General features: G+C 34.5%; 13 protein-coding genes and 1 tRNA gene. All 14 read right to left on the reverse strand.

Going from position 1 to position 17,191, the window contains the following annotated elements; translation table 11 throughout:
- Window positions 1–2,937 (reverse strand): hypothetical protein (locus PHS07_01170; GenBank protein MDD4606939.1); only part of this gene is annotated, 2,937 nt, incomplete at its 3' end.
- 72 nt (window positions 2,938–3,009) lie between these two features.
- Window positions 3,010–3,864, reverse strand: coding sequence for a CRISPR-associated protein Csx3 (locus tag PHS07_01175; protein MDD4606940.1), 855 nt, complete (start codon window positions 3,862–3,864; stop codon window positions 3,010–3,012).
- Window positions 3,865–3,912: 48 nt separating this feature from the next.
- Window positions 3,913–3,991 (reverse strand) — tRNA-Pro (locus tag PHS07_01180).
- A gap of 334 nt (window positions 3,992–4,325) precedes the next feature.
- The gene (locus PHS07_01185; GenBank protein MDD4606941.1) at window positions 4,326–5,333 is read right to left on the reverse strand and encodes a cellulase family glycosylhydrolase; all 1,008 of its coding nucleotides are present in this window, start codon (window positions 5,331–5,333) and stop codon (window positions 4,326–4,328) included.
- A 3-nt stretch (window positions 5,334–5,336) separates the two neighbouring features.
- Window positions 5,337–6,329: an EamA family transporter gene (locus PHS07_01190; protein MDD4606942.1), complete on the reverse strand. Its 993-nt coding sequence runs from the start codon at window positions 6,327–6,329 to the stop codon at window positions 5,337–5,339.
- A gap of 11 nt (window positions 6,330–6,340) precedes the next feature.
- On the reverse strand, window positions 6,341–7,690 hold the full coding sequence (locus tag PHS07_01195; protein ID MDD4606943.1) for a hypothetical protein: 1,350 nt from the start codon (window positions 7,688–7,690) through the stop codon (window positions 6,341–6,343).
- Between the two features lie 93 nt (window positions 7,691–7,783).
- Window positions 7,784–8,374 (reverse strand): nucleoside-diphosphate kinase, encoded by a 591-nt coding sequence (locus tag PHS07_01200; protein ID MDD4606944.1) that lies wholly within the window; start codon window positions 8,372–8,374, stop codon window positions 7,784–7,786.
- A 303-nt stretch (window positions 8,375–8,677) separates the two neighbouring features.
- A complete protein-coding gene (locus tag PHS07_01205) occupies window positions 8,678–9,541 on the reverse strand; it encodes an MBL fold metallo-hydrolase (GenBank protein ID MDD4606945.1) in 864 nt (287 codons plus the stop codon).
- 205 nt (window positions 9,542–9,746) lie between these two features.
- On the reverse strand, window positions 9,747–11,243 hold the full coding sequence (locus PHS07_01210; GenBank protein ID MDD4606946.1) for a ComEC/Rec2 family competence protein: 1,497 nt from the start codon (window positions 11,241–11,243) through the stop codon (window positions 9,747–9,749).
- A 268-nt stretch (window positions 11,244–11,511) separates the two neighbouring features.
- On the reverse strand, window positions 11,512–12,405 hold the full coding sequence (locus PHS07_01215) for a hypothetical protein (GenBank protein ID MDD4606947.1): 894 nt from the start codon (window positions 12,403–12,405) through the stop codon (window positions 11,512–11,514).
- A gap of 83 nt (window positions 12,406–12,488) precedes the next feature.
- Entirely contained in the window at window positions 12,489–14,201 is a 1,713-nt protein-coding gene (locus tag PHS07_01220) for a hypothetical protein (protein ID MDD4606948.1), read from the reverse strand.
- A gap of 131 nt (window positions 14,202–14,332) precedes the next feature.
- Window positions 14,333–14,629, reverse strand: a complete 297-nt coding sequence (locus PHS07_01225) for a GIY-YIG nuclease family protein (protein MDD4606949.1) — start codon at window positions 14,627–14,629, stop codon at window positions 14,333–14,335.
- A 308-nt stretch (window positions 14,630–14,937) separates the two neighbouring features.
- Complete coding sequence (locus tag PHS07_01230; GenBank protein MDD4606950.1) at window positions 14,938–15,321, reverse strand: hypothetical protein; 384 nt, start codon at window positions 15,319–15,321, stop codon at window positions 14,938–14,940.
- Between the two features lie 8 nt (window positions 15,322–15,329).
- The gene (locus PHS07_01235; protein MDD4606951.1) at window positions 15,330–16,595 is read right to left on the reverse strand and encodes a CIA30 family protein; all 1,266 of its coding nucleotides are present in this window, start codon (window positions 16,593–16,595) and stop codon (window positions 15,330–15,332) included.
- Window positions 16,596–17,191: the final 596 nt, after the last annotated feature.

The raw sequence follows: 17,191 nt of genomic DNA on the forward strand, positions 1-17,191 counted from the left end.
TGAATATTCAATACCTGAAGTAGCTGTCTGAGAAAGATTACAAGTATCTTCTTCGGCATCGATAAGGTTGTAATTAACTGTCACCTCTCCTGATTCCCAGCTTAAAAAATCATCATCTAAGGTAGCCGACGGCGCGGTATCGGGACACTCGTCAGTTGTTTGGCTAGTAGAAATAGTTTCTGTCTCAGTTCCGTCACCATTACGATATTTAATTGTATATGTATATGAAGTGCCACAAGTCAAACTTGTATCCTGCCAAGTATTGGTTTGAATCCAGCCTGAACTAGAACTAGTGGTGGTGTTAATAAAATAATAGCCGGCAGAATCTGATGAATCATTAGGAAAACTGTCAACTGAGAGATCTATTTGAGTAGTAGACGTGGCTGTCGCTGATAAATTAGTCGGTATATTCACTAAAGTGTATTTACTGGCTGAAGTGCCATAACTAGACAAATTATTTTGAGTATCCTTAAATTGAACATCATAAGCATACTGTGTATTTTCCGATAAGGAAGTATCCTCGATTGAAGTGGTAGCGACCACATTAAAACCTAATTCTGTAAGACTACTTCTTCTAACCTGCCATTGACTTAAACCTGAGCCATCTTCAGTTACGCTGACCGGCTTGTTAATTTCAATTGAAGAAGTGGTAATTGTGCCAAAACTTGGTACGCCTACAGCCGAAGGGGCCACATTATCAATTCCAAAAGCGCTAGAAGTTACCCAATCATCAGCATCAAGCTCGCCATCATTCGGTCTAATTCTTAAATAAACTGTACTATCTTCAGTGGTTGATAGATCAGTGGCTGAATCCCAGACAAAAACATGGTCGTCACCTGGTGTAGTTAAGCTTGAAAGGTTGGTTAAACCCTCTGAATCACCACCGGCATCAGTCGCATCAAACCAATTAAAACCATCTGTTGAATATTCAATACCTGAAGTAGCTGTCTGAGAAAGATTACAAGTATCTTCTTCGGCATCGATAAGGTTGTAATTAACTGTCACCTCTCCTGATTCCCAGCTTAAAAAATCATCATCTAAGGTAGCCCAAGGTGCTATATTATCTATTAAATCCAGCAATAATTCATTAATGGCTGTTGCATAATACTCATCTGACAGAATTTTACCCAAATAACTATGATTTGAATCTGTAAATAAGTCCCAAGATGTTTCCCCGGTGCTTGTATTAACAGAGGCCGTTCCTTTATACCCTGCTATTCTTGAATAATCTACATCCGTAATAGAATGATATAATAATCCTCGAGCTAGAGGTAAAATGGCTATTTGAGCCCAACCGGGTCGAGTATTAGACGGATCATCGTCTCCATTATAAAGTTCCCAAGCTACTCGCGCTGGATTATCTGCTGAGAGAGCCTCCATAACATTCTCACCCGTATAAACAGTATTACCGTCACTAATACTGTTAAAAATAATTGGAATCGATGTAGGCCAATTAGTTAATACATAATTAGATACAGTCGCCTTAGCAGAGCTACTCCCGAAATCACTCACTCCATCGCCGAATGGCCAATTACCTCCCACAATCCAAAGATGACGAATTTTTTGAGCCACTAATTCATCACCATCTAATTCACTATAGCCATCTTCTGAAGTGGATTCGAGTAATTTTTTAACACTACTTAAATCTCCTGTGGTTATATATTCAATTGAATTGTCATCTGCTGAAGCTAATAATTGCCTTTGAATAGTAACGGAACTCTCAAAGTCTGTCGCATCTGTTTTACCTGGTACGCCATAATCACTGGCAATAGTGGAATCATAGAGACTCGTACTCCAACCTGGAGCATCTGTATTAACTCCAGTCGGGATTGAAGAACGACCATAATAATTAGCTATAGCCAACCACGTAGGAGCTGCCTTACTGTTAGCTGAAGTAATTATAGCTCCCACAATATCTAATTCACCACGACGTTCCAAATTCAACATTAGGACAGCATCAACCACATCATCATTATCACTGTCAATATCCATATCATAGATAACTTGAGGACGTGGACTTTGGTTGACGGTATAGACGGGACTGGTCAAATCATTTGAAGGATGCGCTGTTTCGGCCAATAAACCCATCCAAGTCGTAGTTTTTTCACTATCAAATATAGCCACGTCTTTAATATTTCCCTTAAACCATTTATTAATCGTATACCGTCTCCCTATTTCAGCGGGATAACCAGAAGCTGTGGTATCTTCACCTAGATCTATTGTTTGAGATGTTGGACTCATTGGATCATCTTCTGTTGGAACCGGTCTACCATCAACGTACATTGTTACTCCATTAGATGTTCCTGAGCCGTCATAGGTTATTCCTACTAAATATTCTTGTCCATTTAATAAATCGTTTGAACTAATTAATCTAATAAATTGGGATGGATAATCGGCTCCAAATAAAAAAAATAAACACGTCGAATTGCCATCCCACCTAATCCCAAACATTAAACCATTATATGGACTATTTGGATTCATTTTAGTATAAATCCAATAATCTGTTGCTATACCAGAACGCACAACATTAGGTTTGATAATGGCCGTAATTGTAAAAGGATCATCGCGGGTAAAATTAAATACTGAAACATCTCCAATTGAAGCATAGCCACTAGTTCCATCAAAAGTAGCCGTGGCTGAAGAATCTCCCACTATATATGTTGATTCGACACCCAGGGTGACACCACCACTAATAATTGCATTGTGATTATTTTCGCTATCATTGAAAGTTGATCCAGACTCTTCATCCATTCTCCAAAATGAAATTAAATCAGAATCTTCACTAATTATAGAACTGTATGAGGTGGCTAAAACCGGAGATGAATTTTGTAAAATTAAACATAAAACAAAAACAATAAAATAAAAAATATATATAATTTTATTTCTGAAGTTCATTAAATTTTGTCTTAAAAACATATTAATATATTTTTGTATCATCCTATAAATATTAATATATTAATTATAGCACATTTATCATAATAATAAAGATAAAATAAAGATTTCAATTTATTAATTTTTTATTACTTCCCTCACAGATATAGTATAACTTTCGCCATCAGCTAAAACAATTTTCACATCCTTACCATTTACTTCTACTGATGAAATTCCTCCAACTTCAATTCCTTTTTTTAAATCAGTTAAATTTTCAGCAATCCGTCTTTCATATTGTTCCTTGGCTGATTTAATTTCAGTCGGCTCACCGAAATTTAAACCCAGAGGGATTTCTTCATCATGCGAAATGCCAATTTCAGTTTTAGCTGGACCAAATTTACTCGCTGGTTGGTAAAACCCAACCGCTGGTATACCCTTATAATGTCTGTAACCAGCAGCAATTGTATGTGTCAAATAAATGGGGCCACGACCAGAAATAATCACCGGTTTCACTGGATTAACTTCAGGCGGAATAATTTTGTCCAAATCTTCAACCTTAAAATCACCACCTAATGCAAATTCAACAAAAGTATATTCATCTGTTTCATTTGTTACCCAAGTAAAACCTTCTGGACCTCGTCCCTCACCCTCGGGTAGTGGCTCTAGAATTTTTGTCTCATTTTTAATTGTATTACCTTCCGCACCCCTTTGTATATAAGTGACATAACCTTCAGCTGGATGAGCACCATGTAAAAGGCTGGCAATAACACCGGGTGAAGCTACACCATCAATTATAATTTTTTCAGCTTTATTGTCCCGAGCAAATTTCTCGGCGTATTCATATGCCAAACGGTCATGTTCAGGACCAAAAGTGATTCTACCCTGAGCATCGGGCTGAAGCCCAATTTCACTAGCAAAAGCATTGATTGATAATTTTTCAATTTTAGGTTTAGTTTCTGAATCTTCTTTTCTTGGTATAAATTTTTCACCCATAGGTTTGATGTTAAAAAATAAATTTTTCTTATTAATCTAACTTTATTCTGGTCGGGGCGGCGGGATTTGAACCCGCGATCCCAGGTCCCCCAGACCTGTACTCTAGACCGGACTGAGCCACGCCCCGATTATTTTAATCTTAGCTTGTTTTAATAAAAAAATCAAACAAAAAACCTCAATTAAAAGATTAAAAAATTATTCGTTTAAACCAGAATCGGGGTCTGGGGACGGTATCGAGCCCCAAATAAGTCAGGTGAGATTTAAATTGGCGTGAGGCGAGTTAGCGTCCCCAGAACTTTTGCTTCTTTTGGTTACAAAAGAAGAGAAGGGATTTTAAAATTTTTTAAATATCTCATAAAAACACAATATTAATAATCTCTGATCATCTCCCACAACAACAGCTACAAAAAATCAAACAAAATAACCCGCTTAAACGAGTTATTAATGTTAACTATTAATTATTAATTGTTAAATATTTGTTTAGCTGTCTGCCAAAAACTATCATCGCCACATTCTTTCAACCAATACCACCATTCTGCTCCCCAAAAATAAACTGGCGTTAAACCAATACGACTACTATATTTTAAATTTTTGTTAAATTGTTTTAAATCCATTGATCGATATTGCTCTTCTAAAGGCGTATACAGCATTTTAGTTCCTGGTAACCACGGTTCCATCTGCATTTCAGTCACAATAACATTTTTTAAATCAGGTCTAAATAATTTAACCAACTGTGTTTTTAAATAATAATAAGCTGGTGGCAAAGGATAACGAAAATATCCCCAAATCGGATTCCAGGTAATACGATAAACACTCGTGCCTAAATAATCAGCAAATTTTGACCCTTTTAGCCAAGTTGACAATTCCCCACTCTCGGTTACCACAATTGGTCGATTGTCTAGAGATCTAATCAAATCAACTTCATATTGATAAAAATTTTCATCCGGAGGTGGACATTCGCCAAAAACTTTTAAAAATGGTTCATTTTCTACTTGCCAGGCCACAATTGCCGGACTATCTTTATAACGTTTAACTATATTTTCAAGCAATAAAATTACGCGACGATTCCTGTCATCAGCTGATAAATTAGCTGTCCAATCAGGCCAATGGCATTCCGGCCAGCGTGGCACTCGATGGCCAATAGCTAAAACAATTTCTGTTCCGAATTGCTCGGCTTGTTGAATTTGCCAATCTAAATCGCTAAAATCATAAATCCCCCAATCTTTTTCAATTAAATCCCAATGGGCGATTAATCTTATTTTTTTAACTTGTAAATCTTCCAAAATGGCTAAATAAGCTTCCCGCCAATCTAAATCTAATTCTTGAGCATATTTTTGACTAAAATTAACGCCATACTCTATTTTTTTATTTTTAGCAAAATTTAATCCAAAACTACCCGCGTATAAACCAGTTAAAATTAATAAAATAATTAAAATTTTAATCAATCTTTTTTTTGTTTTAGTCTGCATTGTTTAAATTAAAATTAAAACGACTCCTAAGGTTAAAACTAAGCTCCAAATAATTTTTTGGCCGAGATATTTTTTCTGCATGTTTTCTTTTAAAAATTGAGGAAAAAATTTAGATAAAACATACACAATTAAAATCACAAAGAAAAATTGCATGCCATTTAAAGCTGTGACTAAAATCACATTGCCCAATTTAATAGCATACTGCATTAAAATTACTCCCAAACCACCAGCTGCCTGACCGATAAAAAAAGCTGGCCATTGATATTTATCCCCTATATCGGTTTTAATTTTAACACCTAAAATTTCAAAGGCATCATCAATTAAATTCTGCGTCCAATCGATAATTTTGTTAAACCTACTATAAATTCCTTTTTCTTGATTTAAAACTGTCGGCCATCCCCAGACTAAAGTCGTATAGACTACTGCCGTCACCAAAGTCGCCCAGCGCATCCAAACAAAAGCAGTTATAAATGGTAAACTATCATAAGCTAATTTATTTAAACTGTTATTTAAAGCAAACATTCCACAAGCTAAAATTAAAAATAACCAAGCTTTTTTATTTAAACGTGCCCGTGGCTGGCCTACTTGTGATAAAGAATAGCTGGCCATAATTAACAACAAAACACCTAAAAATTTAAGCCAAGATAAAGATTGGATTGATAAAAAAAACGATAAAACAAAAACCAATAACGGCGATAAACAAGTTATCAGAGGATTAACTTTTGAAACTTCGCCATCTCGAACAGCTATAAACATAAAATATAAGGCAAAGAAAAAAGCTGCTCCGCTGATAATTAAAATATGAATATGTTCTCGTGGAAAGAAAAAAGTTTTTTCAAAAAAAATTAATAAGCTAATTAATGCACCAGCCAAAATAGAATTATAGACCGCATAAGACAACGGTACAATTTTAGATTTAGAAAGTAAAAACTTATCAACAACTGCCGCAAAACCTAGCAGAAAAAAAGCTATAATTGATAAAGTAAACCACCACATAGAATAATTTATTAATAAGGCGAAGTGCCTTTAAATTCTTTAATTTGACCCTGATGCTGAACCACAGTTTGAATATTATAAGTGCCCATTTTAGGCGCTTCTAAAAAACCCTGAGCAGCTGCCTCAGCTAAACGACCGCTATTAATCCAATCAAAAAACCATTCATCAACATAATCCATATCAAGTTGTTCCAACCCCGCCCCCAAGTCAATCAAAAAAGTTTTATTAAAATCTTCTTGTGAACCAATTGGCGGAGCAATGATGATTGGCAAGCCCAAAGCGACATAAAAACTCAATTCCGAAGGTTTGGTCCATAAAACATCAGTTGTTCTAAGCCATTGATTAAATTTTTTCATATACTCCTGTTTGTCATCTTCGAACAGGATTCTAACTCCCTTGTCTTGACATTTTTTTAAACCATGACGATTGATTGAATTTTGAAAATACGCCTTAACCGGTTTGTGGACACCGGCAATTAGATTAACTCTCAATTTTTTATGTAAAATAGGTTCTTTTAACTTTTCTAAAATTTTATCCGCCAGCTCTCTCTGCGCGCCTGCCCCGCCAACCGCAAAAGTCAGTGTCAAAAGATGATTAGATTTTTTAGGAAAATTTTTGATTTTTAAACTATTTTGAAGGGTGTCTTTGTATTTATTAATGTAATTCCGTTGCGGATCTAAATTAATCAATCGCTGACGCATGTCTAATTTAGAGACTCCAAAAGCCTGACTGCCCAAATTTTCAATTGGCAAAGGAAAACCGGTTAAAATTATTCTTTCTTTGGGTACACCATAAAGCTGTAGCCGTTCAACCACTCTTTGGCAAGGCGCTAAATATTTAATTTTACTTTTACGTGGGTCAACTGCTACCCAAGCGCGACTAATATCAGCATCACAAATTACACAATAAATTTCACCCGGGTAATTAAAATATTCAGCCATATAAGCTGGAATAAAAAAAGTTGTAATCAACGGTAAAACTGAGTTTTGACCAAGCACTTTTTCAATTAAATGTTTACCCCAATTTTTATTTTTAATAATTTTCATCGCGCCCTTCACCTGTAAGCTTGGTTTGGATAAATCGCGTTTAGGGTAAAAATCGGGAATCCGTTGAAATTGATCAAAAATTTCAAAAGCCACATCACCTAAAATCGGCACTTTTTTAAAACGCGAAATGGTTTCATAGAATTTTCTTTGATCAGCCCAAACTTGTTTATCTTCACGTGGGATGCCATGATAATTATTAGCGTCAATAATATTTTTGTAAGCTAAATTTTTCAATGGATAAGAAGCCCGGCGATGCCCATAGCCCATATCAACCGTCACTACCCAAGCTTTTTTGTTATTTTTTTGTTTTGCCATAGAAAATATTTTTTTTGTTAATTATATTATTATACCAATTTTTTCAAAAAAATAAAACCCCGACTGACGCCGGGGCTTAAATTTAAATTTAATTTAAAACATAATGTCTTCTTCGGCACGAGAATATTCATGAATTTCTTCAGGTGAAAACCAAAATTTAATTTCATGCTCAGCCTCTTCAGGTGTTTCTGAGGCATGAATAATATTATGAACTGATCTTTTAGCAGAATTAGCGGCCGCGGGCGAATCAACCGAATAATCACCCCGAATCGTCCCCATTTCAGCCATGTTAGGTAAGGTGTGACCAGCCATTTTACGTACCATATCAATCGCGTGAATACCCTGCACCACCATTTTAACAATTGGTCCTGAAGTCATAAAATCTAAAATCCATTCGCGTACCATTTGGCCAATTTCAAATTCATCTTCAACGCCTAATTCTTCTTTAGCTGAAATACCGTATTTATTGTAAGTACTCATAGTTTTACTCCCTAAACGAGTAATCCATTCTTTGTCTTTAGGATAATGATCATTAATTTGATCACGCGTTACTTCAACCAATTCTAGAGCGACAATTTTCAAACCACGTTGTTCGATCCTACGAATAACTTCACCGGTTAAACCACGTTTAACCCCGTCGGGTTTAATTAAAGCGAGAGTTTTTTCTTGTTTGGGAGAAATCATATTTTATATTTTAAAAATTAATTTATTTATTATAACAAAATTTGAATTTTTAGCAAGAAAAAAGGGGACCCGTAGGCCCCCCAATATTTAAAGTATCATTATAAATTTATTTTTTGCCCGTCATCCTGAACTCTAGTCCGCCAAATCGGAGGATGTTTCAGGATCTGTCAGCGCTCAGAATGTCATTTTTAATGAACGCGTTTGTTTTAAACTACAGATGCTGAAATAAATTCAGCATGACAACTTATTCTGGTTGCAAGAACGAGGGAATTTAAAAGTATACATTACATCAACCCTACTCTCCTACTCCACCACCCACACTTCTTGCCCATCACTCCTTAATTTAATATCTCCCATCTCATCTGTCCTTAAAATTTGCGCATTGACTTTTTCTAAATTACTCAACACTCGCAAATTTGGATGACCAAAAGAATTATCTTTTCCTACGGAAATAACTGCACAAGTCGGCATAACTTTTTGTACAAACTCTAGACTGGTCGAACCCTTACTGCCGTGGTGTCCAATTTTTAAAACATCACTTTTTAAATCTACTTCTTGTTGCAACAATTGCTCTTCAATTTCAATCGGCGCATCACCGGTTAATAAAAACTTAACATCTTTATAAACTAACATCGCCATGATTGAACTCATATTACAATCTTCCATTTCTAAGCCATTAAAATTTTGTTCAGGATATAAAATTTCTAAAGATAAATCTGGACCTAAATCTATTATCTGGCCAGCTTGGGCTATTTTAGATTCAATTTGATTATTTTTAATTTCATCTAGCCATGTTTGATAAGCGGGTGAAAAATGAATTACTCCAGTATATAAAATTTGATCAATTTGGTATCTTCTTAAAACCTCAATTAAACCAGTTACGTGATCGCCGTCTGGATGAGTTAAAATCATTAAATCAATTTGTCGATCATAAAACGGCATATTTTCACCCAGTCGAGTAATAACTTTATTATCCGGTCCGCCATCAATTAAAATATCTTGTCCATACGGCGTTTGAATTAAAATGGCATCGCCCTGACCAATATCTAAAGCCGTCACGTCTAAATATTTATCCCTGGGTTGTGCTACAATAATGCCAATTAAAATTCCGGCGACTAATATCAACCCGCCGATAATTTTGTATAATTTTTTAAAATTGATTTGCATAAAATATGAATGTCATTGCGATGGAGTCCGCCGACTCGACGGAGATTTTGCCACCCCAAAACTTTTGCTTCTTTTGGTTACAAAAGAAAATAAGGTATTTAAAATTTTATTTTTAAATCAATGTTTAGTGTGACTAACCCTGGATCCTGCCTGCCGGCGGGTAGGCCTCGCCTGCGCGGGAATGACATTATTTACGCCCCACTCACTAACCCCTACACTTATTTTTAGCTCTTTTAAATTCCCAAATCACCCAAATCAGAACTAAATACAACACAATCACTAAACCGTCCGACAAGCGTTCAATTTTTAAACTACTAAAATTTAGCTCTCCGAACCAAGTTACTATTTTAATAATATAAGTTAACAATAACCACACCGGCCAAAATAAAATTTGAGCTATTTTTAAACTTATTAAACCGATCAAACTGGCGCCTAAACCCAACATCATTATCAATGGCACCACCGGTAAAATTAAAACATTAGCTATGGGACTAATTACAGATAAATTTCCAAAGCTTAAAACAATTAATGGTAAAGTAAAAACCTGAGCTGATAAAGTCATGGTAATTGAAGATTTTAAACCTAAGGTTTCGGGTAATTTATGAAAAACTTTTTCTAATAACGGTGCGACTAAAATAATACCCAGCACCGCACCAAACGATAATTTAAAACCCAAATCATCTCGCAAGAGTTTGGGATTAATCAAAAGTAAAACACAAGCCACTATCAATAGAGCATTCGTCGATTGATTTAGACGCCCTTCTTTCATTGCCCATAAAACCATTAGACCCATTAAACTCGCTCGCATAGCTGAAGCTGGAAAACCAATCATAACTACATATAAAAATAAAATTATAATTACGCCATAAAAAGCCTGACTGCGCTTTAAACCCAGACCAATTAATAAACCCATTAAAATAGTTACAATAATTGTAATATGTAGGCCTGAAATAGCCATCACATGACTGGTGCCAGTTAAACTAAAATTTTGGACTAAATTCTCTGACACGCCCCGCCGAGAGCCTAAAGTCATAGCTCCAAAAATGCCAGCTTGTTCACCCGGCAGACTAAGATCAATAACTTTTTTAAATTTATTTTTAAAATTCAAAATACCAGCATAAATTTTATTACCTTGGTTGGCTTGAATAACTTTAATCCGCGGATAATACATTAAAGAATAAATATTGAAACGCGCTAAATAACGATCATATTTAAAATCTTCAATTTGTTCAGGTGGTTGCAATTTACCTTTAATTTCCAATCTATCACCATAATTATATTCTGGATATAAAAAAGTAGTTATTAAAACTTTACCTTTTACCTCTTGCCAATTTTCATCGATTAAAATTTTTTCGACCTGCAAATTTATTTTTGCATTCGATTGCCGAATATCACTTTCCTGACAAACTATACCTTCTAAAACCACCTCTTGGTTATTGTAAAAAGCCAAATTTTGTTTATCAATTTTAGGCAAACTTAATTGATATCTAGCTATACCTAAAAATAAAAAAAGAATAGATAAACCAATAGCCAAAACTGTTTTATTTTTATAAAACAAAAAAATCGTCGTCACTGACGTTAAAATAAAAATATAAATTATTAACCAATTAAAATCAAATTCAATCCAAGACCGGCCAGCGATCCCAACGATAAAACAGATTAAACTTAAAACAAAAATTTTATTTTTTGTTAATTGCATCATACTATATTATATCTAAATTTTTATTTTTAGACTAAATTAAAATGTTAAAACCCGGCTGAAGATACGTGGGATTTGGGGCGGCAACTAAGCATCTCTTGTGTGTCATCCTGAACTTGTTTCAGGATCTGTTATGCGCTGACCCAGATGCTGAAATAAATTCAGCATGACAATTTCTTTTGTCTGCCTGCGCGGGAATGACAATATTATAATTTTAAAAAACACCCCGGCGTTAACCAAGGTGTTTTAAAATTTAAGATTGAATTACTGTCTATAAACTTCCTGCTTCAATTTTTTCTAGATTGGCATTAGTAATACCTAAACCTAAATCACTCATAATTCTGAAAGCGTCAGCTGGACGACCCAAATAATATGCTTTAGCATCACCTGGATAGATATAGTAAGCTTTGCCCCAATCATCTACATCAATTAAAATTTTACCAATGACATAACTTGGGTAGGTGGTATAAGAAGTAATAAATTCATGAGTCGCGCCTAAACCAAAGTGTTGCATAATTCTGAAAGCGTCAGCTGGGCGACCTAAATAATATCTCATTAAATCACCTGGATATACATAATAAGCTTCACCTCTGGATTCAACTTGTAATAAGATCCAACCTGCCAAACGACGAGCCAAAGCTTCGTCATAACCAGTTTCATCGGCTGGTGGAGGTGTGGTATCTTCAGCTGGAGCTTCGTCAGCTGGTGGAGGTGTGGTATCTTCAGCTGGAGGAACTTCATCATCAGCAGGAGTTTCGTCGGCGCTAATGGTATAAGTAATCATGTCACTAGCTTCAGTTTCACCACCCGTCGAACTGCGGAATTTAACATAAACGGTCTTTTCGCCAGCACCATCGCTTAGTGTCCAAGCTTTGCTGGTAGTATAAGTTTCATAACTTACACCGCTGAAACTTGAAGTGTTGGAGATAGCCATTAAAGTAGCATTACTAGCTGATAAAGCTAAAGTCACTTCGCGCGCATTCGTGCTAGCCGCTCCACTGTTAATTGAGACGGATGCACTACTTGGATAAGTAATACCCCCACCGCCTCCGCCGCCTCCATAACCAAAGGCAGCTTTGTAGGTCAAACCAATTACTGGCACAGCTATTAATAAAATAGCTATTACCATAATCATTGATTTGATCAAGGCTGTTTTGTTCTTCATAATCTTTTTTTTATTTTATAAATATATTAACTTGTTTATATTATAACAAAAATTTGATAAAGAGTTATCCACACCCCATTTTTTTATTTTGTCCAATTTTTATTTTGATAAAGTATAATTTCTAAATTTTGAAAAATTATTTCTAAGTCTGTTTGTTGATTTAAAAAATCATATTCTAAAAAATCAACTTCTTGAGCTAAAATAACATACTTAATCTGCCAATCGTTTAATAACTCACCTAAATTATCAATATTTTCTTTATTAACTAAAACTTGATTTTCTATAAATTTAGAAACGGGTCGTTGGCTGTGTGTTTGAATAGAGCCTAACTCCATATTATCGCCACTAATAATTTCTTGGTCAAAAAAATTTGTAGCCGGATTAGCAATCACTTTATTTTTTACAAAATTAAATGACATATATTGATGCCAAGGTAAAAACAAAACCTTAAAGTCATCTATACCCCCACTATCAATATTTTGGTGTGGGGGTGAATCTTGATTTAAAAGTTGATTAACTTCATACCAAGATTGAGGGTAATCTGAAGTAAATAATTGCCCACGAAAACCCCATAAACTTAAAGGTGAAAATAACAGTGGTATAATCAAAAACAAGCCAGCTAAATAATCTAATTTAATCTTTTTAAAACGCTGAATAATATCATCCACGCCCAAACCAGCCAAATAAACATAGACTAAAACTAAAACTCCTACCCATTTTTGTGGCTCACGCATACCCCTATAAAAAGGTACATATTTATATAAAAATTCCGTAATAGGTTTGGTCCATGAATGAGCAATGCCACAGGCTAAAATAAAAGCTACTACCCCGGTTATAATCAAGCTCCAAGCAACCCACTCTGTTATTTTTTGTTTTTCCTGTTTCTCTGTTTCTCTGTTTCTATATTTTAGAGTTATTCCGCCCCAAACCACCAAACCAAATATAATTCCAAAAACTATCCACCACCATTTAAAAACTTCTTTTAAAACAATAAATTGTTGGCTTGCCTCTGCCCAAAAACCATGCAAGCTCCAGACATTTAATAAAACTTGACTACCCTGGCCAAGGGTTTGAAAAGCTTCAAAATCTTGTTGGCTAATTTTTTGTCTAACTAAATCCCCCATCTGATTTTGGCCAGTTAAAGTTGGAATTAACCAATATAAACTTAAAACTAAAAATATTATTAAACCAATCAAAGAATATTTTAAAAATTGCTTAAATTGATTTTTATTTTTTAATAAATACCCAGCTCCAAAAATAGGTAAAATCATAAACATAATAATCAAAAAATGCGGACTAACCATACCCAGACCCACCAACCATAAACTTAAAATTAAAGTATTTTTGAAATTGATTTGATTTAAAAAAATAAAAAATCTTTTAAAAATAAAAGGTATTAAAGCATAGGCGACTAAAACCCAAACATGTCCAATTAAAAAACGTTCATAAAAAAATGGATTAAAAATATATAATAACCCTGCAAAATAACGCGCCCAATTGTTTTTAACTGGAACCAACTTATGAACGCCCACACCCGCCAAAAGAATAATTAAAAATAACATTATTTTTTGAATCAATTCTCCTGGTAAAATTAAATTTAACCAATGTAAAAATGTTAATATGGGAAAGCCATTACTAATTTCATTTGGCATTTTAAAGTTACTAAAAGACACCATATCTAAAGCAAAAATACAACCTGAAGTATATAATAATGGTAATAAAATAAGCAGTGCCACGACTGCGTATTCTAAATAGATATAACGTTGTTTGTTTTTGAAAAAAGTGATTATAGACATAAAACTTAGAAACTTAGAAACTGAAAAACATAGAAACTAAAATTATTTAACAATTATCACATTGAAGTGCTATTGCGAGTCCGCCGAGTCGGCGGGCGACGACGCGACAATCCCGTAAATCAACACTTCAATTACAATTCAAGACTCAAGTCTTTCCAGCCTGGATTATATTTTTTAATAAACTGGAGTTTCTTTTGTCTTGAACCTGCTTTAATTTGTTTTTCACGTTCAATCGCTTCTCGGATGTCTTGATATGTTTCATAATAAACCAACTTATTAAGGTTATACTTTGAACTAAAACTTTGAGGATTAATTTTTGTTTTATGTTGAATAGCACGCTCTTTTAAATTATCTGTGACGCCTGTATATAGGGTTGTATTACCTTTGTTAGTTAAAATATAAACGTAATTTTGTTTTTTAGAAGTCATAAGGATATATTTACGAGATTGCTTCGTCCCTCTCCTTTAGTAAAAGGAGAGGGCTCGCAATGACCCTGAAAAAGTGTCATTGCAAAAGAATCCACCGATTTGACGGTGACGCCTGCCCGCCTACCGGCAGAAACGTAATCCCGTATCTGTGGTGTCATTGCGAGGGAGCCCGCCGACTCGGCGGACGACGACGTGGCAATCCCGTAAATCAACGCTTCACACGCCAATTTTACTGTCATCCTGGAACGAAGCGATAAAGCCTGTCCTGAACTTAATTCAGGGATCCCGTCTATCAATGCTCCGCACTCCTAACCTTGGCGACTATTCTCTTTTCTAATCTGTCTATTTTCACGCCAATATTCCACCAACTGCAAACTCACGCCCAAAAATAAACAGTAATAAGCATAAACCGCCATATCTTCAGCCACAAACTCTTTTTCAAACATTAGCAAAAAAGGACAAGTCACTAAAAAGATCAAGCCAAAAAAAACAAAGACTCGAGAGTCCCATTTCATTAAAAAAAACAAAATAAATATACCTAAAAATATTCCCGCCTCAGCTCCCCACAACCATTTTAAAATAAAAAATAAAAAAATAGCTATCAATAATTTGTAGGGATGCGACTTAATTGAATCAATAATTAAGCTAATTTTTTGAGCTAGCCAATCGTTTAAATTAAATTTTGATTTCATACTCAAAACTATCTTTTTACTGAAAAATCATTAAACAAACAAAATGCACTATCCAAAACAGCTACCCCGACGCCACCCGACAACATCTCTTCGTCGTTGATTGAAAAAATTTCAGAATATTGATTATTATCAGTTGATAAATAACCAACTAAATTATTTCCGGAAGCTTTGACTGACAACCAATACTCTTTGTTTTTTTCAAAAGTAAAATTATTTATACGACCGTTGGTTAATGTTTCCCAACCCTCTTGGCCATATTTCATTAATGACCAAGTATTCGTATCAATTCCACCAATCATATAGTAATAACCCTGACTATTTTTATAATCACCTCTAAAAAATAAACCGGCTCGTCCCTTAATTTGAGGCGTAATCTTGGCTTTATACTCAAAATCATCAACTCCACTCACTTCGTTTAAGGTGGCTGTAAAACTACCCTGATTTCTAAATAATAAATTAATCTGATCATTATTTTTGCCAAGACCTAAACATTTATTTTCTCGACTCATCCAATCTTTTAAATAAGAATCGTCGCGTTGTAAGGTTAAATAATCAAAATTAGCAATGACTGTATTGTTAGGGCGTGACATAATTTCAAATTGGATTTTGCCAATTTTTGACCAATTAAATTCATCGGCTTCATCAACTACTTCAGCTTGCTGACCAATTACAAATTGTTCTAAAGGAATTTGTAAAAAATTCCAACCTTCGTTTAAATTACTTAAAGTGTAAATATAATAATTATCTAAATTTGTATCGCCTAATTTTACTTGAGCTAATTCCAAGGCTTGACTATCACTTAAATTTAAATAAAATTCCAGATATTTTACATCTGACATGTCAATTTCTTTTTCTAAAAAAATATTAGCTAACTCATGTTCTGCACTAGTCAACCCCAAACTTGAAATTCCCTCCATAAAAATACGCCGATCTACAAAGGCCTCGCCCTGCCAACTACTATTAGGTTCAAAATCGCTAATTAGCTCAACCGCTTTTGCATCATATTCGGCGTAGCTTAAATCATAATTATTTTTACCAAATAACAAACTTTTTAAAGAGCCTTCTTGACTATTTAATTCCACCACTTTATCTTTGTCATTACCAATGATTTGTTTTTGGTTACTGGAATAAATTCCATAGCCAATACCCACCACCGCAATAATAACACCGATAATCAAAGGCATGTAATTTTTGGTTTTATTCGGTGAAGTTGATTTACTAATCGGCCTAGAAACCAATTTTTCATTTTTATTGGTTGTTTTTTTAGTTGCCATAAAAATTAAATTAATTTTTAAATTATTTATTTAATAAAATTATACAATAATTTTTGAATTAAGACAAAGTTTATAAGTATTATTACACATTAATAGTGTCTTAAATCGCCAGTGTCATCCCGAATCTCTGCCTTGTCATCTTAAATTTTTGTATTGTCATCCTGAATCCCCTGTTGTCATCCTGAATTTATTTCAGGATCTGTAGTCAAGATAAACGTATTAATTAAAAAAATGTTTTAAGCGTTAACAGATGCTGAAACGAGTTCAGCATGACACTACGGTAGGATCTGTTGGCGCTCACAGAGTTGTCATCCTGAATCCCCTGTTGTCATCCTGAATTTATTTCAGGATCTGTAGTCAAGATAAACGTATTAATTAAAAAAATGTTTTAAGCGTTAACAGATGCTGAAACGAGTTCAGCATGACACTACGGTAGGATCTTGTTGGCGCTCACAGAGTTGTCATCCTAAATCCCCTGTTGTCATCCTGAATTTATTTCAGGATCTGTAGTCAAGATAAACGTATTAATTAAAAAAATGTTTTAAGCGTTAACAGATGCTGAAACGAGTTCAGCATGACACTACGGTAGGATCTGT

This window comes from Patescibacteria group bacterium (genome assembly GCA_028707495.1).
GTDB lineage: Bacteria > Patescibacteriota > Patescibacteriia > UBA2591 > JAQWAS01 > JAQWAS01.

Coding starts and splice junctions, on each gene's coding strand:
- PHS07_01175 (MDD4606940.1), bottom strand. CDS start 3,864: ATGGGTGAAAAATTTATACCAAGAAAAGAAGATTCAGAAACTAAACCT.
- PHS07_01185 (MDD4606941.1), bottom strand. CDS start 5,333: ATGCAGACTAAAACAAAAAAAAGATTGATTAAAATTTTAATTATTTTA.
- PHS07_01190 (MDD4606942.1), bottom strand. CDS start 6,329: ATGTGGTGGTTTACTTTATCAATTATAGCTTTTTTTCTGCTAGGTTTT.
- PHS07_01195 (MDD4606943.1), bottom strand. CDS start 7,690: ATGGCAAAACAAAAAAATAACAAAAAAGCTTGGGTAGTGACGGTTGAT.
- PHS07_01200 (MDD4606944.1), bottom strand. CDS start 8,374: ATGATTTCTCCCAAACAAGAAAAAACTCTCGCTTTAATTAAACCCGAC.
- PHS07_01205 (MDD4606945.1), bottom strand. CDS start 9,541: ATGCAAATCAATTTTAAAAAATTATACAAAATTATCGGCGGGTTGATA.
- PHS07_01210 (MDD4606946.1), bottom strand. CDS start 11,243: ATGATGCAATTAACAAAAAATAAAATTTTTGTTTTAAGTTTAATCTGT.
- PHS07_01215 (MDD4606947.1), bottom strand. CDS start 12,405: ATGAAGAACAAAACAGCCTTGATCAAATCAATGATTATGGTAATAGCT.
- PHS07_01220 (MDD4606948.1), bottom strand. CDS start 14,201: ATGTCTATAATCACTTTTTTCAAAAACAAACAACGTTATATCTATTTA.
- PHS07_01225 (MDD4606949.1), bottom strand. CDS start 14,629: ATGACTTCTAAAAAACAAAATTACGTTTATATTTTAACTAACAAAGGT.
- PHS07_01230 (MDD4606950.1), bottom strand. CDS start 15,321: ATGAAATCAAAATTTAATTTAAACGATTGGCTAGCTCAAAAAATTAGC.
- PHS07_01235 (MDD4606951.1), bottom strand. CDS start 16,595: ATGGCAACTAAAAAAACAACCAATAAAAATGAAAAATTGGTTTCTAGG.